The 26,427-nt window shown below is 58.7% G+C and carries 32 protein-coding genes; 22 read left to right on the top strand and 10 right to left on the bottom strand.

Translation table 11 applies throughout. The annotated features are described in order from the left end of the window. Position 1 precedes the first annotated feature (1 nt). A complete protein-coding gene (locus IPJ12_11785) occupies positions 2-820 on the bottom strand; it encodes a TOBE domain-containing protein (protein MBK7647820.1) in 819 nt (272 codons plus the stop codon). Between the two features lie 216 nt (positions 821-1,036). On the opposite strand from IPJ12_11785, the gene IPJ12_11780 reads away from it, so the two are divergent. Beyond that, positions 1,037-1,465, top strand: a complete 429-nt coding sequence (locus IPJ12_11780) for a TOBE domain-containing protein (protein MBK7647819.1) — start codon at positions 1,037-1,039, stop codon at positions 1,463-1,465. 9 nt (positions 1,466-1,474) lie between these two features. Here the strand turns inward: IPJ12_11780 and IPJ12_11775 are convergent, their stop codons facing one another. The 5 genes from IPJ12_11775 to IPJ12_11755 form a co-directional block, all read right to left on the bottom strand. Next, positions 1,475-1,780 carry a hypothetical protein gene (locus IPJ12_11775; GenBank protein ID MBK7647818.1) on the bottom strand — a complete coding sequence of 102 codons (306 nt, stop codon included), beginning with the start codon at positions 1,778-1,780 and terminating at the stop codon, positions 1,475-1,477. Then, entirely contained in the window at positions 1,777-2,310 is a 534-nt protein-coding gene (locus tag IPJ12_11770; protein MBK7647817.1) for a flavodoxin, read from the bottom strand. Before IPJ12_11770 ends, IPJ12_11775 begins: the two co-directional genes overlap by 4 nt. Before the next feature lie 2 nt (positions 2,311-2,312). Further along, complete coding sequence (locus IPJ12_11765) at positions 2,313-2,591, bottom strand: nitrogen fixation protein NifZ (protein ID MBK7647816.1); 279 nt, start codon at positions 2,589-2,591, stop codon at positions 2,313-2,315. Positions 2,592-2,595: 4 nt separating this feature from the next. Then, positions 2,596-2,925, bottom strand: a complete 330-nt coding sequence (locus IPJ12_11760) for a (2Fe-2S) ferredoxin domain-containing protein (protein MBK7647815.1) — start codon at positions 2,923-2,925, stop codon at positions 2,596-2,598. 221 nt (positions 2,926-3,146) lie between these two features. After that, positions 3,147-3,803 carry a glutathione S-transferase family protein gene (locus tag IPJ12_11755; protein MBK7647814.1) on the bottom strand — a complete coding sequence of 219 codons (657 nt, stop codon included), beginning with the start codon at positions 3,801-3,803 and terminating at the stop codon, positions 3,147-3,149. Positions 3,804-3,946: 143 nt separating this feature from the next. Between IPJ12_11755 and phaZ the strand changes: the two genes are divergently transcribed. Continuing rightward, positions 3,947-5,191 (top strand): polyhydroxyalkanoate depolymerase, encoded by a 1,245-nt coding sequence (gene phaZ, locus IPJ12_11750; protein ID MBK7647813.1) that lies wholly within the window; start codon positions 3,947-3,949, stop codon positions 5,189-5,191. Between the two features lie 27 nt (positions 5,192-5,218). Here phaZ and nifA read toward each other — a convergent pair whose 3' ends face one another. Then, positions 5,219-6,790: a nif-specific transcriptional activator NifA gene (nifA, locus tag IPJ12_11745; GenBank protein ID MBK7647812.1), complete on the bottom strand. Its 1,572-nt coding sequence runs from the start codon at positions 6,788-6,790 to the stop codon at positions 5,219-5,221. An 89-nt stretch (positions 6,791-6,879) separates the two neighbouring features. Further along, positions 6,880-8,403, bottom strand: coding sequence for a nitrogen fixation negative regulator NifL (gene nifL, locus IPJ12_11740; GenBank protein ID MBK7647811.1), 1,524 nt, complete (start codon positions 8,401-8,403; stop codon positions 6,880-6,882). A 302-nt stretch (positions 8,404-8,705) separates the two neighbouring features. On the opposite strand from nifL, the gene rsxA reads away from it, so the two are divergent. The 8 genes from rsxA to IPJ12_11700 all read left to right on the top strand — a co-directional run bounded on the left by rsxA (position 8,706) and on the right by IPJ12_11700 (position 15,516). Then, positions 8,706-9,284 (top strand): electron transport complex subunit RsxA, encoded by a 579-nt coding sequence (gene rsxA, locus IPJ12_11735; GenBank protein MBK7647810.1) that lies wholly within the window; start codon positions 8,706-8,708, stop codon positions 9,282-9,284. A 15-nt stretch (positions 9,285-9,299) separates the two neighbouring features. Continuing rightward, the gene (locus IPJ12_11730) at positions 9,300-9,827 is read left to right on the top strand and encodes an RnfABCDGE type electron transport complex subunit B (protein MBK7647809.1); all 528 of its coding nucleotides are present in this window, start codon (positions 9,300-9,302) and stop codon (positions 9,825-9,827) included. A gap of 7 nt (positions 9,828-9,834) precedes the next feature. Further along, entirely contained in the window at positions 9,835-11,391 is a 1,557-nt protein-coding gene (gene rsxC / locus IPJ12_11725; protein ID MBK7647808.1) for an electron transport complex subunit RsxC, read from the top strand. Next, positions 11,388-12,485, top strand: coding sequence for an RnfABCDGE type electron transport complex subunit D (locus IPJ12_11720; GenBank protein ID MBK7647807.1), 1,098 nt, complete (start codon positions 11,388-11,390; stop codon positions 12,483-12,485). Before rsxC ends, IPJ12_11720 begins: the two co-directional genes overlap by 4 nt. 1 nt (position 12,486) lies before the next feature. Then, positions 12,487-13,095: an electron transport complex subunit RsxG gene (rsxG, locus tag IPJ12_11715; protein MBK7647806.1), complete on the top strand. Its 609-nt coding sequence runs from the start codon at positions 12,487-12,489 to the stop codon at positions 13,093-13,095. A 2-nt stretch (positions 13,096-13,097) separates the two neighbouring features. Continuing rightward, positions 13,098-13,769 carry an electron transport complex subunit E gene (locus IPJ12_11710; protein ID MBK7647805.1) on the top strand — a complete coding sequence of 224 codons (672 nt, stop codon included), beginning with the start codon at positions 13,098-13,100 and terminating at the stop codon, positions 13,767-13,769. An 11-nt stretch (positions 13,770-13,780) separates the two neighbouring features. Then, on the top strand, positions 13,781-14,050 hold the full coding sequence (locus tag IPJ12_11705; protein ID MBK7647804.1) for an RnfH family protein: 270 nt from the start codon (positions 13,781-13,783) through the stop codon (positions 14,048-14,050). A gap of 212 nt (positions 14,051-14,262) precedes the next feature. Further along, positions 14,263-15,516: a citrate transporter gene (locus IPJ12_11700; protein ID MBK7647803.1), complete on the top strand. Its 1,254-nt coding sequence runs from the start codon at positions 14,263-14,265 to the stop codon at positions 15,514-15,516. Positions 15,517-15,629: 113 nt separating this feature from the next. On the opposite strand, the gene IPJ12_11695 is transcribed toward IPJ12_11700, so the two are convergent. Next, the gene (locus tag IPJ12_11695) at positions 15,630-16,064 is read right to left on the bottom strand and encodes a universal stress protein (GenBank protein ID MBK7647802.1); all 435 of its coding nucleotides are present in this window, start codon (positions 16,062-16,064) and stop codon (positions 15,630-15,632) included. Between the two features lie 161 nt (positions 16,065-16,225). Further along, on the bottom strand, positions 16,226-17,794 hold the full coding sequence (locus IPJ12_11690; GenBank protein ID MBK7647801.1) for a GGDEF domain-containing protein: 1,569 nt from the start codon (positions 17,792-17,794) through the stop codon (positions 16,226-16,228). A 250-nt stretch (positions 17,795-18,044) separates the two neighbouring features. Here IPJ12_11690 and nifE point away from each other — a divergent pair, with 250 nt between their 5' ends. The 12 genes from nifE (at position 18,045) to nifS (ending at position 26,149) form a co-directional block, all read left to right on the top strand. Next, positions 18,045-19,445: a nitrogenase iron-molybdenum cofactor biosynthesis protein NifE gene (gene nifE, locus IPJ12_11685; protein ID MBK7647800.1), complete on the top strand. Its 1,401-nt coding sequence runs from the start codon at positions 18,045-18,047 to the stop codon at positions 19,443-19,445. A 9-nt stretch (positions 19,446-19,454) separates the two neighbouring features. Then, a complete protein-coding gene (gene nifN, locus IPJ12_11680; protein ID MBK7647799.1) occupies positions 19,455-20,864 on the top strand; it encodes a nitrogenase iron-molybdenum cofactor biosynthesis protein NifN in 1,410 nt (469 codons plus the stop codon). After that, on the top strand, positions 20,827-21,306 hold the full coding sequence (locus tag IPJ12_11675) for a nitrogen fixation protein NifX (protein ID MBK7647798.1): 480 nt from the start codon (positions 20,827-20,829) through the stop codon (positions 21,304-21,306). The genes nifN and IPJ12_11675 overlap by 38 nt, the downstream gene beginning before the upstream one ends. After that, positions 21,303-21,758, top strand: coding sequence for a SoxR reducing system RseC family protein (locus IPJ12_11670; GenBank protein ID MBK7647797.1), 456 nt, complete (start codon positions 21,303-21,305; stop codon positions 21,756-21,758). Before IPJ12_11675 ends, IPJ12_11670 begins: the two co-directional genes overlap by 4 nt. Before the next feature lie 4 nt (positions 21,759-21,762). Next, positions 21,763-22,224, top strand: coding sequence for a NifX-associated nitrogen fixation protein (locus IPJ12_11665; GenBank protein ID MBK7647796.1), 462 nt, complete (start codon positions 21,763-21,765; stop codon positions 22,222-22,224). Between the two features lie 15 nt (positions 22,225-22,239). Continuing rightward, positions 22,240-22,458 carry a hypothetical protein gene (locus IPJ12_11660; protein ID MBK7647795.1) on the top strand — a complete coding sequence of 73 codons (219 nt, stop codon included), beginning with the start codon at positions 22,240-22,242 and terminating at the stop codon, positions 22,456-22,458. Next, positions 22,455-22,724, top strand: a complete 270-nt coding sequence (fdxB, locus tag IPJ12_11655; GenBank protein MBK7647794.1) for a ferredoxin III, nif-specific — start codon at positions 22,455-22,457, stop codon at positions 22,722-22,724. Before IPJ12_11660 ends, fdxB begins: the two co-directional genes overlap by 4 nt. 2 nt (positions 22,725-22,726) lie before the next feature. Continuing rightward, the gene (locus IPJ12_11650; protein ID MBK7647793.1) at positions 22,727-23,071 is read left to right on the top strand and encodes a hypothetical protein; all 345 of its coding nucleotides are present in this window, start codon (positions 22,727-22,729) and stop codon (positions 23,069-23,071) included. Further along, on the top strand, positions 23,072-23,491 hold the full coding sequence (locus tag IPJ12_11645) for a hypothetical protein (protein MBK7647792.1): 420 nt from the start codon (positions 23,072-23,074) through the stop codon (positions 23,489-23,491). It abuts the gene before it with no gap. A 120-nt stretch (positions 23,492-23,611) separates the two neighbouring features. Next, a complete protein-coding gene (locus IPJ12_11640) occupies positions 23,612-23,935 on the top strand; it encodes an iron-sulfur cluster assembly accessory protein (protein ID MBK7647791.1) in 324 nt (107 codons plus the stop codon). 12 nt (positions 23,936-23,947) lie between these two features. Further along, a complete protein-coding gene (gene nifU / locus IPJ12_11635; protein ID MBK7647790.1) occupies positions 23,948-24,844 on the top strand; it encodes a Fe-S cluster assembly protein NifU in 897 nt (298 codons plus the stop codon). A gap of 96 nt (positions 24,845-24,940) precedes the next feature. Beyond that, positions 24,941-26,149: a cysteine desulfurase NifS gene (gene nifS / locus IPJ12_11630; GenBank protein MBK7647789.1), complete on the top strand. Its 1,209-nt coding sequence runs from the start codon at positions 24,941-24,943 to the stop codon at positions 26,147-26,149. Positions 26,150-26,427: the final 278 nt, after the last annotated feature.

The raw sequence follows: 26,427 nt of genomic DNA, 5'->3' as shown, positions 1-26,427 counted from the left end.
TTCAGGCGTGAAGACAGAGAATCACGGCAGACGCCTTGAAGACGGCGCAGGCTTTCCCGCCAATGGCGAGGCCGAGGTTGTCGATGCTGTCGTGAGTGACCACGGCACACACGGTCTTGCCGCTGGGCAGGGTCAGGGTGACTTCGGCATTGACCGGGCCGTCGTGGATGCGCGTGATTTCGCCCCAAAGATGATTGCGTGCGCTGGTTTTGACGGTCGAATCGGAGAGCAGCAGCACGGACGATGACTTGACCAGCGCAAAGACTTCCATGCCGATTGTCAGGCCCAGCGTTTCGGCTGATTCGCAGGTGATGACGGCGACCAGTTCGTTGTCGTCATCGAGCTTGAGGCGGACTTCGAAATCGACGTGGCCTTCGCGCAGGCCAACGATCTTGCCGGCGAACTGGTTGCGGGCGCTGGCCTTGATCGACATGCGCTTGAGGAGTTGGCGGAATTGTTCGAAATCACTGGCTTGGCCATCGTTCATGCTGGCGCTCAGACGGTCGAGAGCGGCCTGATATTCAGCTTCCAGCGCGCGGTAGAGGGCGACTGTCTTCTTGCCATGTTCGGTGATCTGCGTGCCGCCGCCGTTCTTGCCGCCCGTTGAGCGCTGAACCAGTGGCTGGTCGGCGAGATTGTTCATGGCGTCGATGGCATCCCACGCTGCCTTGTAGGAAAGTGGAACCGCCTTGGCGGCATGGGTGATCGAGCCGTGTTTTTCAATGGCTTCCAACAGCTTGATCCGGGTGTCGCCGAGAAAGCTGCCGAACTCGGTATCCACTTCCAGCTTGCTGCGCAGGCGATGTGCGATTTGCTCCATTTTGTCGTCCTTGCTACAGTATATTGTCGTGTATATAACGATAGCGGAATTGTGTGGCTTGGCGTAGGTTTCAGGCCAATTTATACGCCGCGCTATGGTTGAATGTGCGCAACGCTGTTGGCTAAAGTACGCTTGTGTCCGGTTAATATCGCTATGCTGATTTGTATATAGCGAAATCCGGGCCAGCCCAACATCAACAGCTTCAAGGAGAACAACATGAAAATCAGCGCCCGCAATGTGTTTGAAGGAACGATCACGGCTTTGACCGATGGCAAGGTCAATGCAGAGGTTGAAATCACGATGGCCGGTGGTGACCGCCTGATCGCCATCGTGACCGAAGGCAGCGTTCAGTCGCTGGGCCTGGCGCTTGGCAAGCCGGTAATGGCGTTTGTGAAAGCGCCGTGGGTGATGGTGCTGGCCGGGGAGGGGAGCGTGAAGTTCAGCGCCCGCAACCAGTTGGCGGGCAGCGTGGACAGCGTCATCAAGGGCGCCGTTAATAGTGAAGTGACGATCAAGTTGACTGGCGGCACGCTGGTTTATGCCGTGGTGACCAACGAAGCGGTGCTGGAGCTCGGGCTTAAACCCGGCGTGCCTGCCAGTGCATTGATCAAGGCCAGCCATATTGTCTTGGGCGTGCCAGCCTGATTGCAGCTTTCAGGCGTCGAAATGCAGAGCGAGGCTGGCCAATACCTTCGGCAGCGGCAGGTTCTCCTCGCTCTCCAGAATGCCCGGTACCGGGTGCGGGAATTCGTAGAAGATGCCGTAGGTCCCGGCTCGCTGGCCGTGCAGATACACGTGGGCGCGTAGTGTGGCGATTTCGGCGTGGCGCAGGGTGACGATGTGCGGGTCTTGCCCGGCGTCCGGTTCGATATCGCAGGCGCTGGCGATGCGTTCATCAAGTGAGACCAGTACACGGCGGATTTCACGGGATTTTGGCGAGGCCCAAGGATTGGCGTTCATGGCAGTAGCTCCGGTCGGATTTGCGCCAGCCAGGTATCGATGCGTTCTTCGGTCAATACCGGCTGGTTGATCTGGTCGAGGGCCAGACCGAGGAAATGCTCGCCGTCGACAGCCTGTGAGGCGGCGAACTCGTAAGCTGCTATTGGCCAGCGGCCAACCACTCTTGCACCAGCGGCGACCAGCGCGTCATGAATGATGCCGATGGCGTCGACAAATTCATCGGGATATTTCTTCTGATCACCCAGCCCGTAGATCGCTGCGACCTTGCCGGTCAGATCGGCGCCGGCCAGTTGCGGCAGAAACTCCTCCCAGCTCGGTTGGCTGAGGCCGACCGATTGCCCGGGCAGTTCGCCATCGCCCAACGTCGGGCTACCGAGGATCAACGCGTCGTAGGCGAGGAAATCGTCCAGCGTCGTGCGGCCGATATTTACCGGCGCATCGGCAGATTCACCCAGCTTTTTCGCCATCTGCTTGGCGATCAGCCGGGTGCGGCCGGTGTCGGTGCCGAAGAAAATTCCGATTTTGGTCATTTTTACCCGTTGACCGTAGCGGTGTCTGTTTCCTGGGTCAGCTCATCCGGCAGGCAGCCGATTGGTGCACCGAGACTGCCATCCGGGCCATTTTCGAACTGGACCAGATAGATTTCCTTGGTTTCGTCCATCTCGGCCACGCCGAAATGCACGACCACGCCACGCTGCCCGGCCGGGACGATCAGACCTTCCTCGTCGTCGATGCCGGGCATGCCGCCATCGTTGAAGATGTCTTCGGCTGCAAAGACCATGTCACCGATTTCGTAGGGTAGTTTTTCCATGATCTCAGGCCCAGACATCGGCCGGCGCCAGCAGGTGGGCGACCGGTTGATCAAACATCAAATGCTCGTCGATGATGGTGCCCACATCTTCCGGCTTGACGCCGACGTACATCGTGCCTTCCGGATAAATCACCACGCTGGGGCCGAGATGGCAGGGGCCGAGGCAGCCGGTGTTGGTCAGCTGAAAGCCCGAAGCCCACAGGTTGCGGGCCGTAAATTCGTCCGAAAAGGCCTGCCAGGTGGTGCCGCAGCCCTTTTCCTGGCAAGAGCCGCGTGGGTGACCGTTGGGCCGTCCCTGAACGCAGACGAGGACGTGTTTCTTGGGTTTTGGCATGTTGCTCTCCTGGTTGATAGCCAAGTTATTGCAAGGGGAATGCCAGGTAATAATCCAATTAATTCAATGATTTGGTCTGTTGCTGATTTGTAGGGTTTGCGACAAGTGAGTTAAAGAGCGGTGACTCTGCAAAAATTGGCCATGTCGAGGTCATTGCTCCGACGCACCGCCGACGAGCATGTGCCTCGAAAGTGTGCAATTTTTTTGGGCGTTTCCGGCTGTCAGAACTCCATTTCAAGTTCTTCAATATCGTCAGGTTCTCCCTTTGCTGCCTCGATCCATTCCTTCATTACCGGCAGGGTCATGATGGTCTGGCAATAGGCTGCACAGACCTCGTCAAGCGCCACGTCATAGGTCATGAAACGAGTGGCGACCGGCGCGTACATGGCATCGGCGAGGGTTGGCTTCTTGCCGAACAGGAAGGGGCCGCCGTACTGTTGCAGGCAATCATGCCAGATCTCGACGACGCGCTCGATATCGCCCTTGGCGCGCGACCAGACCGTGAAATTGGGGAAGCGGGCCTTGAGATTCATTGGTAGTGCCGCGCGCAGCGAGGCAAAGCCGGAATGCATCTCGCCGCAGATCGAACGGCAATGGGCGCGGGCGGTCGCATCGGCTGGAAGCAGGCCGGCCTTGGGCTTGATTTCGTTGAGATATTCGCCAATGGCGAGCGTATCCCAGACTGAAATGTCGCCATGCGTCAGCCGCGGCACGCGCACGGAAGGGGCGAGCAGCAGCAGTTCGGCGCGCGCACTGGCATTGTCCGTTTCAACCATTTGTTCGGAAAAATCGAGTCCGGCGAAGCGGGCCATCAACCAGCCGCGCAACGACCAGGACGAGTAGTTTTTGCTGCTCAGGGTAAGGGTTGCGACGGGCATCGGATTGGGTCTCCACAAAACGGGTGCAGTGCGGCGAATGCGCACGGCGTGTCTTTATGTAGCAAAGCATATGCCAATCGATGTGCCGGTGACGGCATGCGTATTGCTTATGGAAAGCGTTGCCCATCTGCCGGAAACCGACCATGACCGCCTTTAGCCCCGCACTGCATTATCAGGCCTACCAGACGCTGGCCGACCTCACGACGCCGATGCGTTCGGTGGCGCGATATCTGGCGCCATGGCTGCATCACAGCCTGTTCTGGTTGCCCGAGAGCAAGTTGCTGCGCAAGGCGGCCGGGGCCTGTGAGGTGCTGGCGCTGGCCGGCCTGACGCATGATCGGCCTCCCTTTGGCATCGACAAGGTGGACACCGACGCAGGCACTGTTTTGGTGACAGAGGAGGCGGTGCACGCCACACCTTTCTGTACCCTGCTGCGTTTCCGCAAGGAAGGTGTCGCACCGGGCGAGCCCAAGGTCTTGTTGGTGGCGCCGGCTTCCGGCCACTTCGCCACCTTGTTGCGCGGCACGGTGCAGACGCTGCTGCGTGACCACGATGTTTACGTCACCGACTGGCATAACGTGCGCGACATTCCGCTTTCCGCCGGCCTGTTCGATCTCGATACTTTTATCGAACAGATCATCACCTTCGTCGATTGGCTCGGGCCGCATACCCATCTGGTAGCTGTCTGCCAGCCGACCGTGCCGACCCTGGCCGCGGTGTCCATCATGGCCGAGGAGAATCATCCGCACCAACCGCGCAGCATGACATTGATGGCGGGGCCGATCGATTGCCGGATCAATCCGACCGAGGTGAACCGCCTGGCCACCGAAAAGCCCATCGAGTGGTTTGAGCGCAAGCTGATCGGGACTGTCCCGCTCCGTTACAAGGGCGCGCTGCGCAAGGTTTATCCGGGCTTTCTGCAAATTTCTGCATTCATGAGTATGAACATTGATCGTCACAAGGAGTCGTTCCGCAGGATGTACGACCACTATGCAGCGGGCGAAACGGATCGCGCCATCGGCATCAAGGAGTTCTACGACGAATACCTGGCGATGATGGATCTGCCGGCTGAGTTTTATCTGCAGACCGTGCGCAAGGTCTTTCAGGAGTACCACTTGCCGCAAGGAAAGCTCGAATACCGCGGGCGACTGGTGCGGCCGGAACTGATTCGCCGAACGGCACTATTCACGGTCGAAGGCGAGCGTGACGATATTTGCTCAATCGGCCAGACGCTGGCTGCCCATGATCTGTGCGCCAAACTCGCTCCATACCGCAAACAGCACCACCTGCAAGCGACGGTTGGGCATTACGGCGTCTTCAACGGCAAGCGCTGGGAGCGGCAAATCTATCCGCGGCTGCGCGATTTCATTCACGCTTTTGATGAATGATAGGTTGGCGGCGCGCTACTGCGCTGCTTAAAACTGCTTGACTTCGATGTTCAGCGTCTGGATGCGGTAGGCAATCTGGCGCGGCGTCATGCCGAGGATTCGAGCGGCCTTGGCTTGCACCCAGCCGGCTTGTTCCAGTGCAGCGATGACACGTTCCTTTTCCGACAGGTTGGGGTCATCGATATCAATTTCCGGAATTGCCCCGGAATTCGGGTTGACCGCGCCCCGCAGGAAGTCCCCTTGGGGGGTGGAAATCACCGTGCGCATGGGGCGTGGACTGCTGCGCTCGCGTACGCTCGGGAAGCGGATCAGATCTACGTCGATCTGACCGTCGTCGGAGAGCACTGCGGCACGTTCCAGACAGTTTTCAAGTTCGCGGACGTTACCGGGCCAATCGTGGTTGGCCAGGCGGCGGTTGGCCATGTCGGTCAAGGTCAGTTTGCGCTTCTGGTCGCTGCCGATCTTGGTCAGCAGGTGGCGGGCAATTTCCGGGATGTCCTCGATGCGCTCGCGCAGCGGAGGCAGAAACAGTGGCATGACATTGAGGCGATAAAAAAGGTCTTCGCGGAAGTCGCCCATCTCGACAGCAGTTTCCAGATCGCGGTGGGTCGCTGCGATGATGCGGACATCAACCTTGATGGTCTTGCTGCCACCGACCCGCTCGAATTCGCCTTCCTGCAGGATGCGCAGCATCTTGGCCTGGAACGCGGCTGAGACTTCGCCGATTTCATCGAGGAAGAGGGTACCGCCGTGGGCCTGCTCGAATCGGCCCTTGCGCGATTCGACGGCGCCGGTAAAGGCGCCGCGTTCGTGGCCGAAGAGTTCGGATTCCAGAAGGTTTTCCGGCAAGGCGGCGCAGTTCAGCTTGACCAGCGCATTGCGGGCGCGCGGCGAGTTGTAATGAATGGCGTTGGCGATCAGTTCCTTGCCGGTGCCGGTTTCGCCGCGAATCAGCACGGTGGTGTTCCACTTGGCGACCATGCGTGCCTGGTCGAACACACGGCGCATGACCGCCGAACGGCCCACCATACTGTCAAAGCCGAACTGATGACGCACGGTGCGGCGCAGCAGGTCGCGTTCTTCCAAGAGGCTGGATTTTTCCTGGGCAACCTGCATCGACAGTCTCAGGCTCTGACCGATCAGGTTGGCGACCATTTCAACAAACTGGGCGCGTTCTTCCAGCAGGCCGTCTTCAGGCAGTTCGGGCTGGACGGCCAGTACCCCCTTGAGATCGCCACCGACCTTGATGGGCACGGCGATGAAGGGCAATTCGCCTTGATAGACGTCACCACGGTTTAGAAAGCGTGCCTCATCGGCGACGCGAGTCAGTTTGATGGTGCGCGGCTTTTCCAGTACCAGGCCGATGATGCCTTCGCCGGGGCCGTATTGCGAGTCATCGAGGATCGGGCCTTCCGGACTGTAGATTGTGTGGATATTGAGCTTGCCGCTGTCCGGGTCGAGTACGCTGATCAGACCACGGTTCAGGCCGGCTTCATCGTGCAGCACGCGCAATACGTCGCGCAGCGTTTCATTGAAATCCAGGGAGCGGCTGAGTACCCGGCTAACGGCGTAAAGCGCTGCCAGCAGCTGGATATTCAGCTCGTGCGTTCGGCAAAAGCCGCCGGGCGGCGGGCATTCGTCCAAGGGGTGAATGGTGTGTTCATGCATGCTGTTCTCTTTGCCTGTTTTCAGATCGGGTCGCCGTCTATGCGGAACTCGACGATCGCTGCGCAACCGCCACTGGGGCTTTCGTCGAGGTCGATGATGCCGCCGTGGTCAGCGACGACCTGCTGGGCGCGAGAAAGGCCGGTACCAATGTGCCTGCCGGTACCGCTCTTGGCCGTGAAGAATGGCTCGAATGCCTTGTGCCGCCACTCCTCCGGAATGCCGGGGCCGCTGTCGAGCACGGAAATCACGATGCATTCGCCCTTGAGTGTGCTGGTCATCGTCAGTTCGCGGCGCTTCCAGCCCTTGATGTTCATGGCCTCGATGGCGTTGTCGACCAGTACCTTGAAGAGCATCCGTAGCTGCAGCGGGCGGCCGATAATCGGTGGCAGGGTGGCCGCCGGTTGCCAGTCGACGGTGATGCCGGCTGCAAGCAGGCGTGGTGTGCTGATTTCCAACACATCGCGCAGGATTTCGTTCATGTTGACGCTGACGACGATTTCCTGGGGACTTTGCGGGATCACTTGGCGCAGTGCTTCCAGATGTTCACGACTGCCGGCCAATGCGGACTGCAGCATCGCTGCGCTGGCCGGGTCGCGACGTTGCAGCACGGAGATGGCCGAGGCCATGACATTCATCGGTTCTTCGAGGCGGAAAATGGCGGCTGACAGACCTTCACGGATCGCGGCCGTGCGTTCTTCCTTGGCCAGCACTGCCTGCAGGGCCGAAGCACGGGATCGTTCCTGCTCATCCCGTAGATTGGTAATGTCGGCAATGACAAGGAGCAGGCCGGGTTGGCCGTCGGCGCAGAAATAGCTGTCGGCACAGTCGCTATGCATGTCGATGATCGACGAAGTCACCGACAGCCAGCGGGCACGGCCTGCTGCCCGATCGATGCGGACTTCACGGTTATTCATCAGCAACTGCTGCGGCTGGCTGGCCAGGCTTTCGCGCCAGGTGGGAAAGATCCCGTCCAGCATGCTGTGGGCAGGTTCCTTGACGCGCAGGTCGGAGACCAGCTTCTTGTATTCCTGATTGTCGAGAATGATGCGCCCGTTCGGGTCGAGAAGCGCGAAAGCTATGGGCGCGGCGTCGACCACCGACTCGATCAAATGTTTCTGGTTGCGAACCAGTCGCTCCAAGCGATGCAAATCGGTGATATCACGGTGCATGCCGACAAAATGGGTGGTTTCCCCGCTGGCATCGACGACCGGGGAAATCTCCAGTTCGGCCAGATACAGGGTGCCATCCTTGCGCCGGTTGAGTACTTTTCCCGACCACGGCTTCTGGGCCGAAAGTTCGGTCCACATTGACTGGTATATCTCGGGTGGCGTCGTGTGGTTGGATAGCGAGGACTCGTTCTTGCCGAGTATTTCGTTCTTGCTATAGCCGGTGACGCGGGTAAACGCGTCGTTGGCAAACAGGATGTTGGCCTTGGCATCCGTTATCGAGATCGCCAGATCAGCCTGGTCGACTGCATGTCGAAAGGCTTCAGGCGGCAGTTTTTTCTCGATGATTGGTGTCGTGATATGCGTGACGGACGACATGGCTTGACTCCTGAATAGTTCGTTATGTGTAGCGTGGCTAATCCTTAAGGCGTATTCGAAGCAGCTTCCGTGCCGTTTGGCTGTTCGCGGTGGAATCTCGGCTGAAGCGCAGGCCTAGGGCTGAAATGCGACGAAATGTCTGTCGGGTTCGCGACATTTGTAGCTTTTTAAAATGCACCAATTTTGGGCGTTGACCGCGGGAGTCTGTATCGGCATGGGGTTTTGCCGGGGTGGCGCGATGAACTGGCGGATTGGCACGCCTTGTGCAGTGATGGCTACGAAACTACTTGAGCCTGACTGCCATGAGCGAATTCCTGTTACTGCTGCTTTCCACCGCGCTGGTAAACAACGTGGTACTGATCAAGTTCCTCGGCCTGTGTCCGGTGATGGGGGTCTCGAAGAGCGTGGACAGCGCCTTTGGCATGGGGCTGGCCACCACCTTCGTCATCACGCTGGCGGCTGGTGCGTCGTGGATGCTCGACAACTGGATGCTGCAGCCCCTGGGACTGGGTTACCTGCGCATCCTGACCTTTATCCTGGTGATCGCGGCGGTCGTCCAATTCACTGAAATGTTCATCAAGAAATCCAGCCCCGGCCTTTACCAGTCGCTGGGTATCTACCTGCCTTTGATCACCACCAACTGTGCGGTACTCGGCGTCGCGCTGCTCAATGTGGATCAGAAATTCAACTTGTTCAAAAGCCTGCTCTACGGCTTCGGTTCGGCACTGGGTTTCACCATCGTGTTGCTGATCTTCGCCGGCCTGCGCGAACGCATTGCGCTGGCTCGTGTCCCGGTGGCCTTTGCCGGATCGCCAATCTCGTTTGTCACCATCAGTCTGCTCGCACTGGCCTTCATGGGCTTCTCGGGCATGAATGTTTAAAGGGGAATACGCCAAATGATCGCTGCCATCCTCAGCCTGACCCTCCTCGGCGCCGCACTCGGCGTCATCCTCGGTGTCGCCAATAAATTCCTGCAGGTCGAAGGCAATCCGCTGGTCGAGGAACTGATTACCATGATGCCGGGTTCGAATTGCGGGCAGTGTGGCTTTCCAGGTTGCTCCGGGGCAGCGACGGCCATTGCCGACGGTACGGCTGCGCCGACCTGCTGCCCGCCGGGCGGCAAGTCGCTGGCTGCTGCCATTGCTGCCAAGCTTGGTCTTACCGTTGATCTCTCGGCAATGTCCGACGATGGTCCGAAGATCGCCACGGTTGCGGAAGAGCTGTGTATCGGTTGCTGCCGCTGCAGCAAGGTGTGTCCGACTGATGCCATCATCGGCGCTGCCAAGCAGGTGCACAACGTCTTCCGCGAAGCCTGCACCGGCTGTTCGAGCTGCGTTGCAAAATGCCCGACCGACGCACTGGTCATGAAACCGGTGCCGGTCACCCTGCAACATTGGGTCATGCCCAAGCCACTTGCCGCGTGAGATCGCCATGGGATTCATGAACCTCTTCAAGCACTTCCTCGGCAACGACTGGGGGGTGCATCCGGATGACCACAAGCGGCCGGCGGCTGATCAGCCGGTTCGCGTCATGCCGGTACCGGCCAGACTGTACTTGCCACTGCAGCAGCACTTGGGTGGCCCGGCACGGGCAGCCGTACTGGTCGGCCAGAAGGTCAAAAAGGGTGAAGTGATTGCGGAGGCACAAGGCATGGTGTCGGCACCAATTCATGCACCGACCTCCGGTACCATCACGGCAGTGACTGAAATTACGGCGCCGCATCCTTCCGGCCTGACGCTACCGGCGATTATTCTGGAGGCCGACGGTGCCGATGAATGGTGCGAACTGTGCGGTTGCGACGATCCCTTTGCTTTGCCTGCCGCCGAGATTGGCAAGCGTGTTGCCTCCGCCGGCGTGGTCGGCATGGGTGGTGCTGCCTTTCCGTCGGCCGTCAAGCTGATCGGCGCTTCGCGCGCCAACGTAACAACGCTGGTCATGAACGGCGGCGAGTGCGAACCTTATCTTTCCTGCGACGACCGGCTGATGCGCGATGCCGCCGCGGGCATTGTCGATGGTATCCGCATCATGCTGCATGCGACGGGAGCCAGTGTGGCGCTGGTCGGGATCGAGGACAACAAGCCGGAAGCCATTGCCGCGATGCAAGTCGCGGCGGCCGGGTTTGATGCAGTGCAAATTCGCCCCGTGCCGGCCCGATACCCGATGGGTTCGGAAAAGCAGCTTATACAAGTGCTGACCGGTATCGAGGTGCCGGCGGATGGTCGTCCGGCCGACATCGGTGTCATTGTTCACAACGTCGGCACTGCGTTGGCCGTGCGCACTGCTGTGCGCGAGGGCAAGCCGCTGATCTCGCGGCTGGTCACCGTCAATGGCAATTGCGCCAGTCAGCCGGGCAATATCGAGGTTCGCGTCGGTACGCTGGCCGAAGAGGTTATTTCCTTTGCCGGTGGCTTGAAGGGCGAAGGACTTGGCTTGGCGCGCCGGGTCATGGGTGGTCCGATGATGGGCATGCAGATTCCGCACTGGCGTGTCCCGGTGGTCAAGGGTACCAGCGGCATCCTGGCTTTTGACACCGCCGAAGTGGCGGAGCAGGAACCAAATCCGTGCATCCGCTGCGGTTCCTGCGTCAAGGCTTGTCCGATGGGCTTGCTGCCGCTGGAAATGAGTTCGCGTATCCGCAATGAGGCCTACGGCGATGCCATTGACCTCGGCCTGAAGGACTGCATCGCCTGCGGTTGCTGTGCTTACGTCTGTCCGTCGAAAATCCCGCTCGTTCAATACTTTGTCCATGCCAAGGGCGAACTGGCAGCACAGGACCGCAACAAGCTGCGTAGCGATGCGACAAAAAAGTTGGCTTCGCAGCGGCAGGAACGACTTGATCGGGAAGCACGTGAAAAGGCCGAGGCGGCGGCCAAGCGCAAGGCCGAGAGGGAAGCTGCAGCCGCTGCCAAGGCGAATGCGGAAGCCGCAGCTAAAGCAGTTCCGCAAGTGGACTTCCGACAAGGTGAAACTCAGGGAGAATCCGCATGACTCCGGCCACACTGACTGCCCAGCCTGTTGCATCGCCGCACGCCCATGGTGGAAACACGGTTACCCGCACCATGTTCCGTGTCCAGATGGCATTGATGCCAGCCACGCTCTACGGATTCTGGCTCTTCGGCTGGCCGTCTTTCTTCCTGTGGCTGCTGACCATCCTCTCCTGTCTCGGTTTTGAGGCGCTGTCGCTGAAGATGATGGGCGTCACCCGAATCAAGGCTACGCTGTTCGACGGCTCGGCGCTGCTCACCGGCTGGTTGCTAGCCATGACCTTGCCGCCTTGGGCACCGTGGTGGGTAGCGGTGGTTGGCGGCTTCATCGCCATCGTGATTGGCAAGCAGGTCTTCGGCGGGGTTGGGCAGAACGTCTTCAATCCGGCCATGGTCGCCCGCGTCGCGCTGCTGGTTTCCTTCCCGGTGCCGTTGACCCAGTGGGTGCATCCGCTACCGCTGACCTCGCTGGCTGCGCCGGACTTCATTGACGGGCTGCGTATTTTCCTGACCAGCCTGCCGCAACCGGATGCGATGGCCAGTGCTTCATTGCTCGGCTATACCAAGACCGAATTGTCGCGTGGCATTGACCTGCTCCATTCACTGGCTGGTGATCATGCACCGGTGCTCTCCTGGATTGGTGCACGTTCGGGCAGCTTTGGCGAGTCGGCATCGCTGCTGATCGTGGCGGGCGGGCTGTACCTGTTGAGTGTCGGCGTCATTAGCTGGCATACACCGGTGGCGGTGCTGGCGGGGCTGGCGATTCCCGCAGCCATCGGGCACGCCGTCGATCCGACCCATTATTTGAGCGTTTCTGCCCACTTGCTTTCGGGGGCTGCCATGCTCGGTGCCTTCTTTATCGCTACTGATTACGTGACTTCGCCGAATACGGGACCAGGCCAGCTAGTGTTTGGTCTGGGTATCGGATTCATTACCTGGGTAATCCGGACTTATGGCGGCTATCCCGAAGGAATGGCTTTCGCGGTATTGCTGATGAATGCGCTGACACCGGTCATCGACCGCTTCCTCAAGCCGCGTATTCTCGGCCGCGACCGCAAGGGCAAACCACTGGATATTCCGGAAGGGAAGGGGGCTTGAGATGAATCTTGAAGCCATACGCGAAAAGATCGGTTATCAACCCTTGTTGCTCGGCGCCATAGCCTTGCTCGCCAGTGGCGCGCTGGCGCTGGCTTCCAGCGCCACCGGCGACGCAATCGCCGCTGCCGAAGCCAAGGATCTGCGCGATTCACTGTCTGAGGTGCTGCCTGAAGGCATGGCAGACAACGACTTTCTTAAGGATACGGTGAACCTCGAAAATGACGGGAAAGCCATCACGATCTATCGGGCGCGGCAGAAAGGGGTGGTCAAGGCTGCCTTGTTCAGGGTTGTCGAGCGCGGTTATGCCGCCGATATTCAGGTGCTGATGGCGGTCGATAGCGAGGGAAAGTCGCTGGGTGTGCGTGTCCTTAAACACAGTGAAACGCCGGGTCTGGGGGACCGGATAGACGTCAGGAAGGATCCATGGGTGAAGAGTTTCGCCGGCAAATCGCTGGGCGACCCGGCTCCTGATCAATGGGCGGTCAAAAAAGATGGTGGCGTCTTCGACCAGTTTGCCGGCGCCACCATCACGCCGCGGGCCGTGGTCAAGGCGGTCAAGGGCGGCATGAACTTTTTCACCGAACATCGCACGGAAATTCTGGGAGGCTGATGATGAGCGACAACTACGGCAGCATCGTGAAGGAAGGGCTTTGGGAGAACAACGTGGTTTTTGCACAGCTTCTGGCGATGTGTCCGACCATGGCGGTGACCACCAGTGGCACCAACGGCCTGGGCATGGGGCTGGCGACGACGGCAGTGCTGGTTGTTTCCAATATCCTGGTGTCGATGATTCGTCATACCGTCAGTTCGCAAGTGCGTATCCCGCTCTTCGTCGTCCTGATTGCGACGCTCGTCACCGTGGTCGACATGGCGATGAATGCGTGGATGCACGATCTCTACAAGGTGCTCGGCCTGTTCATCGCACTGATTGTGGTCAATTGCGCGATTCTCGGGCGGGCCGAGGCATTTGCCGTCAAGAATGGCGTCGTCGCCTCGGCGGTTGATGGTTTGGCCATGGGGCTCGGGTTTACCGGTGCCCTGACGCTGATCGGCCTGATTCGAGAATTTTTGGGTGCGGGCACCTTGTTTGCACAGGCATCGAACCTGCTCGGCCCATCATTCGCTTTTCTTGAAATGAAATTGCCAGGTTACGGTGGCGCCTTGCTGATGATTCTGCCGCCCGGCGGGTTTGCTGTTCTCGGCTTCCTGCTGGCTGGCAAGCGGGTGATGGAGCAGCGCATGCAAGAACGTGGCGCTGAAAAACCCGACCTTGTACCGGCTTGAGGAGAAATAAAATGCAGATTGGTGTCGCGTATTCGGAACCCGGCCAGCAAATCTGGCTCAATATTGAAGTGCCCGACGAATCGACCGTTGCCGATGGCATTGAACGCTCGGGCATTCTCCGGCAGTTTCCTCACATCGATCTGACAGCGCAAAAAGTGGGTGTTTTCGGCCGCCTGGTCAAGCTTGATGCCGCCCTGAAGCCGGGTGACCGGGTGGAAATCTACCGGGGCATCATCGCCGATCCGGAAACAGTACCGCGCAAGGATATCGCTGACGATTAAGCGACTTCGGGAACATCCGGGTTGATAACTCGCTGCGTAGCGTCGACAATGCCAACCGGCATGGCCGCTGCGCGCTGTCAGACTGCTTGTGCCCGGCATCGCGCCACAAAGATTTCATTACTTCGAGAACACCCATGTACCGATTTTTGCCATTGCTACTTTTACTGCCGGCTGCCGCGTTTGCCGCCGATTCAGTACCTTCTGTCGGCGGAATTCCCCTCGACTTCATCTTTTTTGGGTTGACCTTGCTTGGCGTGGCGCTGTTTCACCACGCGACCCTCTATGTCGCGCTGACCGGACTTTTTACGATTAGTCTGTACAAGATATTTTTCACCGGCTTCAAGACCGGACTCGGGGTGGCTGGCTTCATGGGGCATCTGGGGCATGAATGGGTCACAGTGGCCAACCTGTTCTGTCTGCTTACCGGCTTTGCTTTGCTGGCCCGGCATTTTGAAAAGAGCCACGTGCCGGTCATCTTGCCGAAATACCTGCCGGATGACTGGAAAGGCGCTTTCCTGATGCTGGTCATGGTTTTCGTGCTTTCCAGCTTTCTCGACAACATCGCAGCAGCACTGATCGGTGGTGCCATGGCTCACCAGTTGTTCAAGGCGCGCGTCCATGTCGGTTATCTGGCAGCCATTGTTGCCGCCTCCAATGCAGGTGGTTCCGGTTCAGTGGTCGGTGATACGACCACGACGATGATGTGGATCGATGGCATTAGTCCGATGGTGGTCCTGGATGCCTACGTGGCGGCATTTGTGGCGCTACTGGTCGTCGGTTATTTTGCAGCCAAGCAGCAACATGCTTATTCGCCAATCATCAAGAATGCTCACCAACACACGCATGTTGATTGGGGCCGGATTTTCATCGTCGGCCTGATGCTGGTGTTTGCGGTTGGTACCAACGTCACCATCAACCTGAAATTTCCAGAACTCGCTGAACATTTCCCCTTCATCGGCGTGGCGGTCTGGCTGGCCATCATCCTGACCATCCCGGTTCGTCGGCATGACTGGGAACTGATGCCGGAAACCATCAAGGGCTCCATCTTCCTGCTCTCGCTGGTACTCTGCGCCTCAATGATGCCTGTTGAGCAGTTGCCACAGGCCTCCTGGATTTCAGCGCTGGCCCTGGGCTTTATCTCGGCGGTTTTCGACAATATTCCGCTGACGGCGCTGGCGTTGCGCCAAGGTGGTTACGACTGGAGCGTGCTGGCCTATTCGGTCGGTTTCGGCGGCTCGATGTTGTGGTTTGGCTCGTCGGCAGGCGTCGCGCTGTCGAATATGTATCCGGAGGCAAAATCGGCCGTGCAATGGGTCAAGAATGGCTGGCACGTACCCGTTGCCTATGTCACCGGTTTCATGGTGATGATGGCAGTCCTTGGCTGGCACCCTGATCCGGGACACAAGAAGGTTGCTGCGCCGGTTCACGTCGAAGCTTCGGTGCCTGTGCCGGTTACCCAGCATTAAGGGTTTCTGGCAATTCATCTTCCCGTCGGCGCACACTTCGGCGGGAAGATTCCGTTTGCCACGGTCAACCGGAAAAAACAGGGAAAATTGAAAATTCTTCGCCGGTGCGCCGTTCAGTGCTCGCCAGCCTGAATACAGATAACCGGCAGTCGGCTTAGATGAAGGACCTTTCTGGTCACCGAGCCGAGCGCCAATGCGGCCAGACCGCCCAGTCCGCGGGTGCCCATGACGATGGTATCGCATCCGATTTCATTGGCCAGCGCCACGATGGTGTGGGCGGGGTCGCCAAATTTGACGTAGGTGTGACACTTGATGCCCGCTTGGGCAAATGTATCGATCACCGGCTGCATCGACATGGCGCCACGGGTAGTCAGCTGCTCCTGAATCGCTTCCTGTTCAAGTCCGTGCGTTTGCCATTGGAGCGGTTCGGGTTCGATATTGGCGACATGAATGTCAATCAACCCATGCACTTTTACAAATTCAATCAAATACCATGCGGCAGCAAGGGCGTGTTTGGAGCCGTCAACCGGTAACAGTACAGAACGCATGTTAGCCTCCCTCGGGTAGTCGGCAGGGCCGGGCAGCCCCTTCATGCCTTCAGTCTAGAAGCTCGGCATGGCGTTCGAAAGTTGTTTTTTGGCCAATGTGTTCACAATCAGCCAGCCACGACATGCCGGAAGGAGATTCGCGCGCCGGAGACCCATCCAATCTATGCTGATGATGCGCTATCTGGATTCGGCGTGGCCAGTTCGGCGCGATTTTTGCCCTTGGCCTTGGCTCGGTACAGGGCGTGATCTGCCTGGGAGATGATCTTGATCAGCGTGTCACCATGTTGCGGATAGATGGCCAGGCCGGCACTCGCCGAAACGGGGGGTTGAACGCCCGGATAGGGTTTGGCGAGTATGTCGACAATCCGCAAGGCTGTTTCTATGGCCAGTGCTGACTCGCCGTCACAAAGGAGGATCAGAAATTCATCGCCGCCAATTCTTGAGGCGACATCGGAACTTCGAATGGCATTGGTCAGGCGCTCGGCCGCAATTTTCAGTACTTCGTCGCCGACCTGGTGCCCGTGCTGGTCATTGACCTGCTTGAACCCATCCAGATCAATGGCGATCACCGCAAAATGGCTATTGTGGCGCTTCGCCAATGCCAGCTGTTGTACGGCGAACTGATCGAAGAATCGGCGGTTTGCCAGCCCGGTTAATGAGTCATGCTGAGCGAGAAATTTGACTTCCTCAATCGAGTTGGCCGCTTTGACAATGGCTTCACCTACTGCATCGGCCTCCTTGAGCAAAATGGCCGGCAATTCGATGGGCGTCCCGTCGCCCAATTTGGCCGCCGCCTTGTTCAAGCCGCGGACTGATGAGAGGATTCGCGAGGCAAGGCCCAGGGCAACTGAGACACCCAGCGCAATTGCTAGCGCTGTGGCAACAATAACCGCTGCGATCGTTGAGGAAAGGTCATCGTGCAAACTAGAGTCGGGCGCCCCGATGACGACGGTCCAATGCCAGATGTCGGACTTTGAAAATGAAGCAACCACAGGAATCTCTTCCTTCGTCATGGTTTTCAGCTTTCCTTCCTGACGGTGCTGGATGGCAGCAAAAATCTCAGGCACGGGCTTTTGTCCGATAAATCGTGCTGCGTCGCGCGAGCGACCAACGATCGTGCCATTTTGATCAAGTACGGCGATCAGCCACCCGTCGGCGAACGCTTGCTTGCCCAGGATTTCATTGATTTTGCTTGGTGCGAGACCGATGTTCAGACTGTATTTGACTTCGTCACCGACGAGCACCGGCACGCCCATGGCAATTAAATGTGTTCCGGTTACCGGGCCGATGAAGAGACCGGTGAGGATGGTTTTTCGTGTTGAAAAAACGGCCTGAAGTTCTGGCGGTGTCCCGGCTTTTGGCAGCGGGGTGCCGTAGGGGCGCAGCGTATTCAATATTTGAGCGCCGTTGGGATCGGTCAGAATGAAGTTATAGACGATTCCTGGCGCCAGGGCGTCGCGGGCTTGTTGGTAGAAACTTTTGAAATTGCCCAGCGCCAAATTCTGGGACGTCGCAAGAATCTTCAGCGCCGACTCGATTGAAGCGAGTTCCCGGTCGAGGTCCGCAACGACCTTTCGAGCCAGCAAGAGGGTGGTCTGATCCAGTTGCTCCTGGCGCATCTGATATTGCTTGTAAATCAGGCTGGCACTAATCACGACCGCCGGAACTATGCAGGCGGCAACCACCATCAACAGACTTGTACGAAGTGAGTAACGCTTGCGAATAGTCATCTCAAACCAATTGTTGAACGACCAAGGAATAGCTTGAAGATTATCCGCAACTTCCCGCGTAGTCCCAAGAATTTGACCTGAAGTTTGTCGATTTAAGGGGGCTGCTGTATTGCTGGACGGCTCGAAATGTACGGAATATCATGGTTTGTCGTGTTTCAGACAATTTTTATTAAAAAATTGTCTATATAAAACAATGAATTATAGGTGGCACCCGTCTTGCTCATTGCTATCCAGACCTCTGGAGAACAGCATGAAAGCCAGCGAAATCCAGGCCTTGCTCGATGAGCCGGCCTGTACTCACAACAAGAAGGAAAAGTCCGGTTGCGCCAAGCCCAAGCCGGGCGCGACGGCGGGTGGCTGTTCCTTCGATGGCGCTCAGATTGCACTGCTGCCGATAGCCGATGTTGCGCATATTGTGCACGGTCCGATTGCCTGTGCCGGGTCGTCCTGGGATAACCGTGGTACGCGTTCCTCGGGCGTAACACTTTATCGGATAGGGATGACGACTGATCTCTCGGAAACCGATGTGGTGATGGGGCGTGGTGAAAAACGTCTGTTCCACGCCATCAAGCAGGCCATCGACAGTTATTCGCCTGCCGCTGTCTTCATTTACAACACCTGCGTGACCGCGCTGATCGGTGACGATGTCGGTGCAGTGTGCCGGGCGGCCACGGAACGCTGGGGTACGCCGGTGGTCCCGGTCGATGCTGCAGGCTTCTATGGCACCAAAAATCTCGGCAACCGACTGGCCGGTGAAGCGATGTTCAATCATGTGATCGGCACGGCCGAGCCGGCGCCCGTTTTGCCACGGGCTGACGGCTTGCCGACATACGATGTCAACCTGATCGGCGAATACAACATTGCCGGTGAGTTCTGGCATGTCGCCCCCTTGTTCGATGAACTGGGCTTGCGCATTCTTTGCACCTTGTCCGGTGATTCGCGCTTTCATGAAGTGCAGACCATGCACCGGGCCAAGGTCAATATGGTCGTCTGTGCCAAAGCGCTGCTCAATGTGGCGCGCAAGATGGAAGACAACTTCGGCATTCCATACTTCGAAGGCAGTTTTTACGGGGTGGAGGATGTCTCCAACGCGCTGCGCGATTTTGCCCGTTTGATCGGCGATCCGGATCTGAGCGCACGTACCGAGGCAGTGATCGCCCGTGAGGAAGCCAAGTCGCATGCGGCGCTGGAGCCCTGGCGTGACCGCCTGCGTGGCAAGCGGGTACTGCTCTACACCGGCGGCGTCAAGTCGTGGTCCATCGTTTCTGCCTTGCAGGACCTGGGCATGAAGGTGGTGGCGACCGGTACAAAAAAATCGACCGAAGAAGACAAGGCACGCATCCGCGAACTGATGGGCGACGACACCAAGATGATTGATGACGGCAGCCCGAAAGCCTTGCTTTCGACCTATCACGAATACAAGGCTGACATCCTGATCGCCGGTGGTCGCAATCTCTACACGGCGCTGAAGGCGCGCATTCCCTTCCTCGATATCAATCAGGAGCGCGAATTCGGCTACGCCGGCTACGACGGCATGGTTGAGTTGGCTCGCCAGCTGGCGTTGTCCATGGAAAGCCCGGTCTGGGCTGCCGTGCGCAAGCCGGCGCCATGGGCCAAACAAAGCGGTCCCGGCACTGTGCTGGCGGCCTAGGGGAACAACATGGCAGAAATCGTCCATTCCAAGAAAGCGCTGGCGGTCAATCCGCTCAAGGTGAGCCAGCCGATTGGGGCTTCGCTCGCCTTTCTCGGGCTCAATCGCTGTCTGCCGCTGATGCATGGTTCGCAGGGTTGCACGGCTTTCGGCAAGGTTTTTTTCGTGCGCCATTTTCGCGAGCCGATCCCGCTGCAAACGACGGCAATGGATCAGGTGTCGAGCATCATGGGCGCCGACGACAACGTAATCGAGGCGCTCTGTACTCTCTCGGACAAGAGCAAGCCGGACATCATCGGGCTGGTGACCACGGGTCTTTCCGAAACACAAGGGACGGACATCCGGCGCTCGGTGCGTGACTTTCGAGCGGCCCATCCCGAATTTGCCCACGTTGCCGTGGTGCCGGTCAATACGCCGGACTACGTTGGCTGTCTGGAAAGCGGATACGCGCTGGCCATTGAATCGCTGATCGATACGCTGGTGCCGGAAAGCAGTTGCGTCGGCAAGCGGCCAAAGCAGGTCAATGTACTGGCTTCAGCCATGCTGACGCCGGGCGATATCGAGGCGATCAAGGAGTGGGTCGAGGCGTTCGGCCTGCGCGCCATCGTCGTGCCGGATATCGGCGATTCGCTGGATGGCCATCTGGTCGATGCTGAAACGTCATCGCTGACGCTGGGCGGTACGCCACGCTCTGAAATCGAGATCATGGGCGAGTCGTCTGCAACACTGGTGGTTGGTCCCTCGCTGCACAAGGCCGCCAATCTGTTGAAGGCACGCACTGGCGTCCCGGATTACCACTTTGACGGGTTGATGGGGCTGGATGATTGCGATGCATTCACTCAGGTCCTGGCTGAAATCTCCGGAAATCCCGTACCCGAAAAGATCGAACGCCATCGCGCGCAGTTGCAGGACGCCATGGTTGATTGCCATTTCATGATCGGCTTCGCCCGCGTCGCGCTGGCGGCAGATCCCGATCTGCTCGGCATGCAGGTTCGCTTTCTGGTGGGCATGGGGGCCGAGATTGTCAGTGCGGTCAGCCCGCACAAGCATGAAAGCCTGACCAGACTGCAGATAGCCAAAGTCATCATCGGCGATCTGGAAGACATGGAGAAGGAGGCGAGAGCGAACGAGGCGCAATTCATCATGGCCAATTCCCACGCCGCCGAAACCGCTCAAAGACTCGGCCTGCCGCTGATGCGTGCCGGCTTCCCTCAGTACGACCACGTGGGCGGTTATGCCCGCACCTGGGTGGGCTACCGTGGTACGCGGCAAGCCTTGTTTGATCTCGCCAATTTGATGATGAGCCAACACCATGAACTCGAACCCTATCGATCAATCTACTGGACAGCGTCACGCGACGACTGCCGCCCCGGTGAGCAACATGTCATCTCGTCGTCTGCAGCTGGTCTGGTCCATTAAGCAGGAGCCCAGCGCCGTGATCAAGGTTGCCTTCGCTTCGACCGACCGAACCCGGGTCAACCAGCACTTCGGTGCCGCCGAGGGCTTCGTGATTTATGAGGTGACGCCCGACAAGGCCACGCTGGTCGGTGTTGGCGAATTTGCCGAAGAGGCGATGGATGGCAACGACGACAAGCTCACCGCCAAGGTCGATTTTCTCGATGGCTGTGCTGCGGTCTATGTCATGGCGATCGGCGCTTCGGCGATCAAGAAGCTGATGACCAAGGGTGTCCAGCCGATCAGGATCAACGAGGTTGATTCGGTCGACGAGCTTTTGGCCGAGATTTCGAAAGCCATGAGCGATGGCGGTGTCGCCTGGATCGACCGGGCCATTGCGGCACAAGCTAAGGCCCGGGCAGAAGACAGGTTTGCCAGCATGGAAGAAGAGGGGTGGCAGGGATGACCCCGGGAATGATCGAACATCGTGGCGTCGTTCAGCGCATTGAAGGCAGTAAAGCCATCGTGGTCATGGAAACCGGCGGCTGTTCTTCCTGCGGTCAGGGCGCCAGCTGTGGCATCGGCAAGATGGCCAGTGGCCGTGCCGCCACCCTGCTGACCCTGCCGGCCACGCCCCATCTCAAGGCGGGCGATCTGGTCACTATCGCCCTGCCGGAAAGCCGACTGACGCTCTCTGCCTTGCTCGGCTACCTCTTTCCAGCCTTTGCCATGCTGCTGGGGGCCTGGGCAGGTGCAACGCTGGAGGGTGGCGATGGTGGTACCGCTCTCGGCGCCATTGCCGGGTTCCTCGCTGCGCTGGCCATTGCCCGCGTGGTGATCGGCTTGATCCCCGGCCTGATGCCGGCCCCGCAACTCATCCCGATTTCCAATCAATCTCACGCATTCCCCAAGGAGTAACATCATGACTGAAGCCATTGCTGCCGACCCCATCCTCCAGACCGATTTCGTCAAGGAGATGGCCCGCCAGATGCGCGCGCTGGACACCTATGGCACCTATCAGGGCTGGAGTGTCGAAAAGATTCTCGATCCCTATGTGCTGACCAAGGAGCGCAAGGCGACCATTCCGTTGATCGGCGATCCGGACGACGAAACGATTTCGCGCGTCAAGGCCTTCTACAACGCCATCGCCGTGCTCATCGAAAAGGAATGCAAGCTGCTGGCCGTGCCGCTGGTACATCTGACGCATGAAGGTTTTGGTCGTGCGTTGATCACCGTCGGAAAGCTGGTCGCTGTCGATCGTACCTTGCGCGACGTGCATCGCTTCGGTTTTGCCAGCCTCTCGAAGATGAAGGACGAAGCGGACAAGATTCTCGGCGTCGCCATTGAGCGCATCGGCCAGAATTCGGCCGTCGCCGGCCTGTAAGGGGTGGGAGGCAAGATGACTGACGAAGAAATCGCCGCCCTCGACAAGGAAGTGAAAAAGTTGAAGCGCATCGCTTCCGAATGGGCCTCGCAGATGCACGATCTCGTGGAAGACCGCCTGCCGGCGGCCTTTCTCGAAATCCCTGGCATCGCTCAATCGACCTACGACGCCTGTCAGGCGTGGGCGGACGCCAGCGCCCGTCTGGCCAAAGCGCAGAAAGGACAACCAGCATGATTACCGGACTTACCAAGGGTGGCACCGAATGGACGCCGCAATTCGCCATCGAACTGGATCAGTCCAAGTGCATCGGTTGCGGTCGCTGCTACAAGGTCTGTCCGCGTAACGTGCTCGATCTGGTCGAGCGCGAGCTGGATGATGACAGTGACGATGAAGATGACAACATGATGGTGATGTCGCTGGCCAATCCATCCGACTGCATTGGTTGCGGCTCCTGTGGGCGGGTTTGCCCGAAGGATTGCTACACCTACGCACCTGCCTGACAATGCCGAAGCCGCCTGATTCCGCGCACGGCGAGGCCGTCTGTGCCGCCTTGCGCGGCCAGGTCGAAAAGCTTGGCCTGTCGATCGGCAACGAGCCGCTGTGGTCCGATGCCGTCTTCGAAGAGACGACCGATCCGTTTTCGCAGGAGGTCAGCGTGCTGGCTTACTGGCGCGGCAAGGAGCGATTCGGCAAGGCCACTTTTTTCCCGGATGGGCGGATCTTTGCCGAATATCAGGTGCTTTTGCCGCATCCGGACAAGGCGGACAGCTATGTCGATTCCGTGCAAATTTGGGGTCGAGCGCCGCAATTGCGCGGCGAAGCGGTCATTGCCGAATACCTGAAGTAGATGACGACGGTGCAGCCCCGACTGATCCTGATTCACAAGCAGTCCACCAGCGGTCGATTGCGCTTCCTTTGCCTTAGTTCGGGTGTCGTCGCGTTTACGCCATTGCCGGCATTGTCGGCGCTGCATGAAGAAGCGTATTCGCCGAAGATACAGTTTCACCCGACCGCCTCGGTGCGCGAAGCTGAGGTGCAGCTTGGCCTGCCGGAGGGTGCCATCGAGCCGGTGGCTGATTTTCAGGCGTGGGTCGACACGCCGGCCGGTGACGTGCCGGTGTTGCTGGCGGCGTTTGTCGGCATTGACCCGCCATTTGAAGCGGCGGAGCGGACGCGTAGCCGTTTTATCGCCATTACCGAATCGCGTCAGTTGAGCGAGGTCGAGCGCAACCTGTTGCGGCGGGCTTACGAACACGTTCTTGGCTGATTGTCGCAAAAACGACAATGCGCCGTGCTGCAACAATCAAATAAATTCAATTGTTTAGCGTGTTTTTCAGCATGGCACAGGGCTTGCAATGAAGCTCTCATCTACTCTGGGAGAATCGCCATGATCAATCTGACCCCCGCTGCCATCAAAGCTGTTCAACGCTTTATTCGTGGTTCCGAAACGCCCGTGATCGGGCTGCGCATGACCATTTCGGGCGGCGGTTGTTCCGGCCTGCAATACGGTATGAAACTGGAAGCCGAGAAGGCAGACGATGACTGGGAGCTGGACGTCGAGGGCGTCAAGCTGCTGGTCGATCCGATGACCTTCCCGATGATCGACAACGTCACGGTCGATTTCGTCGACACACTGACCCACACCGGTTTCAAATTCGACAATCCTAACGCCAGCGCCCAGTGTTCCTGCGGCTCTTCGTTCTCGGTCTAAGGAGCTAAGGACATGTGGGAATATTCTGACAAGGTTCGCGAGCACTTCTTCAACCCGCGCAATTCCGGCCCGCTGGAAGAAGCGAACGGTATCGGCGACGTCGGTTCCATTCAGTGCGGCGATGCGTTGCGCCTGATGCTCAAGGTCGAGCCGGAAACCGAGATCATCCTTGACGCGCATTTCCAGACCTTTGGCTGCGGTTCGGCCATCGCCTCGTCGTCGGCTTTGACCGAGATGGTCAAAGGCATGACGCTCGATCAGGCGCTTGAAGTGTCGAACCAGAACATCGCCGATTACCTCGATGGCCTGCCGCCGGAAAAGATGCACTGCTCGGTCATGGGCCGTGAAGCCCTGCAGGCTGCCATCGCCAACTACCGTGGCGAGGAGTGGTCCGATGATCATGAAGAGGGTGCGCTGATTTGCAAGTGCTTCGCCATCGATGCCGTGATGATCGAGGATGTGGTCAAGGCCAACGATCTGCACACGGTCGAAGAAGTGACCTTCTACACCAAGGCCGGCGGTGGTTGCGCCGCTTGTCACGAAGGCATCGAGGAGATTCTGGCCAAGGTCAAGGCGGAACAGTCCGGCCCCGGTGAAGTCTCGCCGCCGCCCGCTTGCCCGGCCACGCCGGAAGCGCCGAAGCCGCCTTCAGTCAAGCTGACCCTGGTCCAGAAGATCAAGAAGATCGAAGAAGTGCTGGAGTCGGTCCGTCCGATGCTGCAGCGCGACCATGGCGATGTCGAACTGGCCGATGTGCAGGGCAAGAAGATTTATGTGCATCTGAAAGGCGCCTGTTCCGGCTGCATGATGGAAGCGGCGACCCTCGGCGGTATCCAGCAGAAGATGATCGAAACGCTGGGTGAACTGGTCCAGGTGCTCCCTTCGTCGCACATGCCGGTCGAGGCCTGATCGTCACCCCGAACGGCGACTTCCACGGTCAACCGGAAAAAGTCGCCGAATTCGAAAATCTCCCAACCCCAACAGAGACCCAAAAAGGACAGCGCCATGGAACCGATCTATCTGGACAACAATGCCACCACGCGCTGCGATCCCGCCGTGGTGCAAGCCATGCTCCCTTTCTTCACCGAGCATTTCGGCAACGCCTCGTCGATTCACGCTTTCGGTAGCGAAGTCGGCAAGGCCCTGAAAAAAGCACGCAGCCAGGTGCAGGCGCTGCTCGGCGCCGAGCATGACTCGGAAATCATCTTCACCTCCTGCGGCACCGAGTCCGACTCGACCGCCATCCTCTCGGCGCTCAAGGCCCAGCCGGATCGCAACACGGTGATCACCACCAATGTCGAGCATCCGGCCATCCTGACCCTGTGCGACTGGCTGGAGAAGGAAGGCTACATCGTCCATAAGCTTAAAGTGGACAAGAAGGGTCGCATCGACATGGACGAGTACAAGTCCCTATTGAACGATCGCGTTGCCGTCGTCTCGGCCATGTGGGCAAACAACGAGACTGGTACCATCTTCCCGGTGGTCGAGATGGCCGAACTGGCCTCGGCCAAGGGCATCATGTTCCACACCGATGCCGTACAGGCCGTCGGCAAGATTCCCATCGACCTGAAGAGCACCAAGATCGACATGCTGTCGCTCTCCGGCCACAAGCTGCATGCCCCCAAGGGCATCGGCGTGCTCTATCTGCGTCGTGGCTGCCGCTTCCGTCCGCTACTGCGTGGTGGCCATCAGGAACGTGGTCGGCGTGCCGGTACCGAAAATTCGGCGTCCATCGTCGGCCTCGGCATGGCTTGCGAACTTGCCCTGAACAACATGGAATTGGAAAATACCGAAGTCCGCCGGTTGCGCGACAAGCTGGAAAATGGATTGTTGAGCCAGATCACCCACTGCTTCCCGACCGGTGATGTCGCCAACCGCTTGCCGAACACCAGCAACATTGCCTTCGAATATATCGAAGGCGAGGCCATCCTGTTGCTGATGAACAAGATGGGCATCGCCGGTAGCTCAGGTTCGGCCTGCACCTCCGGTTCGCTGGAGCCTTCGCACGTGATGCGCGCCATGGGCATCCCCTACGCCGCGGCGCACGGAACGATCCGTTTCTCGCTGTCGGTATACAACACCGAAGCCGAAATCGACCGTGTGATTGCCGCCGTTCCGCCCATCGTTGCCCAGCTGCGCAAGCTTTCCCCGTACTGGACCGACAAGGGCCCGGCCGCCAATCCAGAAGCCGCCTTCGCCCCGACCTACGCCTGACCGAAAATCGCTCGCCAAGTCAGCCCGGCGAATGCAAACAATCTCTCTCAGCAGCAACCTCGGTTTGCCCCGGAAGTAATTCCGGGGTCTTTTTTTGCGGATTGTTAGGTCTCGCGAAAGTTCCAAATTTGGCTGTTTTTTCCGGTTGACCGCGAAAATTAAATTTTCTTGGGCACCTGTTGGGCATTGTGCTGCAGGTCTCTCGACTTCCAGTCTTGCTTGCCATGTGGATATATAGAAGTCAGCAACCCGTTGTTGTTTCTGACGATTATTCAGTA

The sequence above is a fragment of the Betaproteobacteria bacterium genome, assembly GCA_016709965.1.
Lineage (GTDB): Bacteria > Pseudomonadota > Gammaproteobacteria > Burkholderiales > Rhodocyclaceae > Azonexus > Azonexus amarohabitans.
Note: the sequence above shows the minus strand (reverse complement) of the source record. Positions and strands in the feature narration are given on the sequence as shown.

Bases quoted from the DNA above. Each gene is read 5' to 3' on its own strand.
- IPJ12_11785 (MBK7647820.1), bottom strand. From the start codon at position 820: ATGGAGCAAATCGCACATCGCCTGCGCAGCAAGCTGGAAGTGGATACC.
- IPJ12_11780 (MBK7647819.1), top strand. From the start codon at position 1,037: ATGAAAATCAGCGCCCGCAATGTGTTTGAAGGAACGATCACGGCTTTG.
- IPJ12_11775 (MBK7647818.1), bottom strand. From the start codon at position 1,780: ATGAACGCCAATCCTTGGGCCTCGCCAAAATCCCGTGAAATCCGCCGT.
- IPJ12_11770 (MBK7647817.1), bottom strand. From the start codon at position 2,310: ATGACCAAAATCGGAATTTTCTTCGGCACCGACACCGGCCGCACCCGG.
- IPJ12_11765 (MBK7647816.1), bottom strand. From the start codon at position 2,591: ATGGAAAAACTACCCTACGAAATCGGTGACATGGTCTTTGCAGCCGAA.
- IPJ12_11760 (MBK7647815.1), bottom strand. From the start codon at position 2,925: ATGCCAAAACCCAAGAAACACGTCCTCGTCTGCGTTCAGGGACGGCCC.
- IPJ12_11755 (MBK7647814.1), bottom strand. From the start codon at position 3,803: ATGCCCGTCGCAACCCTTACCCTGAGCAGCAAAAACTACTCGTCCTGG.
- phaZ (MBK7647813.1), top strand. From the start codon at position 3,947: ATGACCGCCTTTAGCCCCGCACTGCATTATCAGGCCTACCAGACGCTG.
- nifL (MBK7647811.1), bottom strand. From the start codon at position 8,403: ATGTCGTCCGTCACGCATATCACGACACCAATCATCGAGAAAAAACTG.
- rsxA (MBK7647810.1), top strand. From the start codon at position 8,706: ATGAGCGAATTCCTGTTACTGCTGCTTTCCACCGCGCTGGTAAACAAC.
- IPJ12_11730 (MBK7647809.1), top strand. From the start codon at position 9,300: ATGATCGCTGCCATCCTCAGCCTGACCCTCCTCGGCGCCGCACTCGGC.
- rsxC (MBK7647808.1), top strand. From the start codon at position 9,835: ATGGGATTCATGAACCTCTTCAAGCACTTCCTCGGCAACGACTGGGGG.
- IPJ12_11720 (MBK7647807.1), top strand. From the start codon at position 11,388: ATGACTCCGGCCACACTGACTGCCCAGCCTGTTGCATCGCCGCACGCC.
- rsxG (MBK7647806.1), top strand. From the start codon at position 12,487: ATGAATCTTGAAGCCATACGCGAAAAGATCGGTTATCAACCCTTGTTG.
- IPJ12_11710 (MBK7647805.1), top strand. From the start codon at position 13,098: ATGAGCGACAACTACGGCAGCATCGTGAAGGAAGGGCTTTGGGAGAAC.
- IPJ12_11705 (MBK7647804.1), top strand. From the start codon at position 13,781: ATGCAGATTGGTGTCGCGTATTCGGAACCCGGCCAGCAAATCTGGCTC.
- IPJ12_11695 (MBK7647802.1), bottom strand. From the start codon at position 16,064: ATGCGTTCTGTACTGTTACCGGTTGACGGCTCCAAACACGCCCTTGCT.
- IPJ12_11690 (MBK7647801.1), bottom strand. From the start codon at position 17,794: ATGACTATTCGCAAGCGTTACTCACTTCGTACAAGTCTGTTGATGGTG.
- nifE (MBK7647800.1), top strand. From the start codon at position 18,045: ATGAAAGCCAGCGAAATCCAGGCCTTGCTCGATGAGCCGGCCTGTACT.
- nifN (MBK7647799.1), top strand. From the start codon at position 19,455: ATGGCAGAAATCGTCCATTCCAAGAAAGCGCTGGCGGTCAATCCGCTC.
- IPJ12_11675 (MBK7647798.1), top strand. From the start codon at position 20,827: ATGTCATCTCGTCGTCTGCAGCTGGTCTGGTCCATTAAGCAGGAGCCC.
- IPJ12_11670 (MBK7647797.1), top strand. From the start codon at position 21,303: ATGACCCCGGGAATGATCGAACATCGTGGCGTCGTTCAGCGCATTGAA.
- IPJ12_11665 (MBK7647796.1), top strand. From the start codon at position 21,763: ATGACTGAAGCCATTGCTGCCGACCCCATCCTCCAGACCGATTTCGTC.
- IPJ12_11660 (MBK7647795.1), top strand. From the start codon at position 22,240: ATGACTGACGAAGAAATCGCCGCCCTCGACAAGGAAGTGAAAAAGTTG.
- fdxB (MBK7647794.1), top strand. From the start codon at position 22,455: ATGATTACCGGACTTACCAAGGGTGGCACCGAATGGACGCCGCAATTC.
- IPJ12_11650 (MBK7647793.1), top strand. From the start codon at position 22,727: ATGCCGAAGCCGCCTGATTCCGCGCACGGCGAGGCCGTCTGTGCCGCC.
- IPJ12_11645 (MBK7647792.1), top strand. From the start codon at position 23,072: ATGACGACGGTGCAGCCCCGACTGATCCTGATTCACAAGCAGTCCACC.
- IPJ12_11640 (MBK7647791.1), top strand. From the start codon at position 23,612: ATGATCAATCTGACCCCCGCTGCCATCAAAGCTGTTCAACGCTTTATT.
- nifU (MBK7647790.1), top strand. From the start codon at position 23,948: ATGTGGGAATATTCTGACAAGGTTCGCGAGCACTTCTTCAACCCGCGC.
- nifS (MBK7647789.1), top strand. From the start codon at position 24,941: ATGGAACCGATCTATCTGGACAACAATGCCACCACGCGCTGCGATCCC.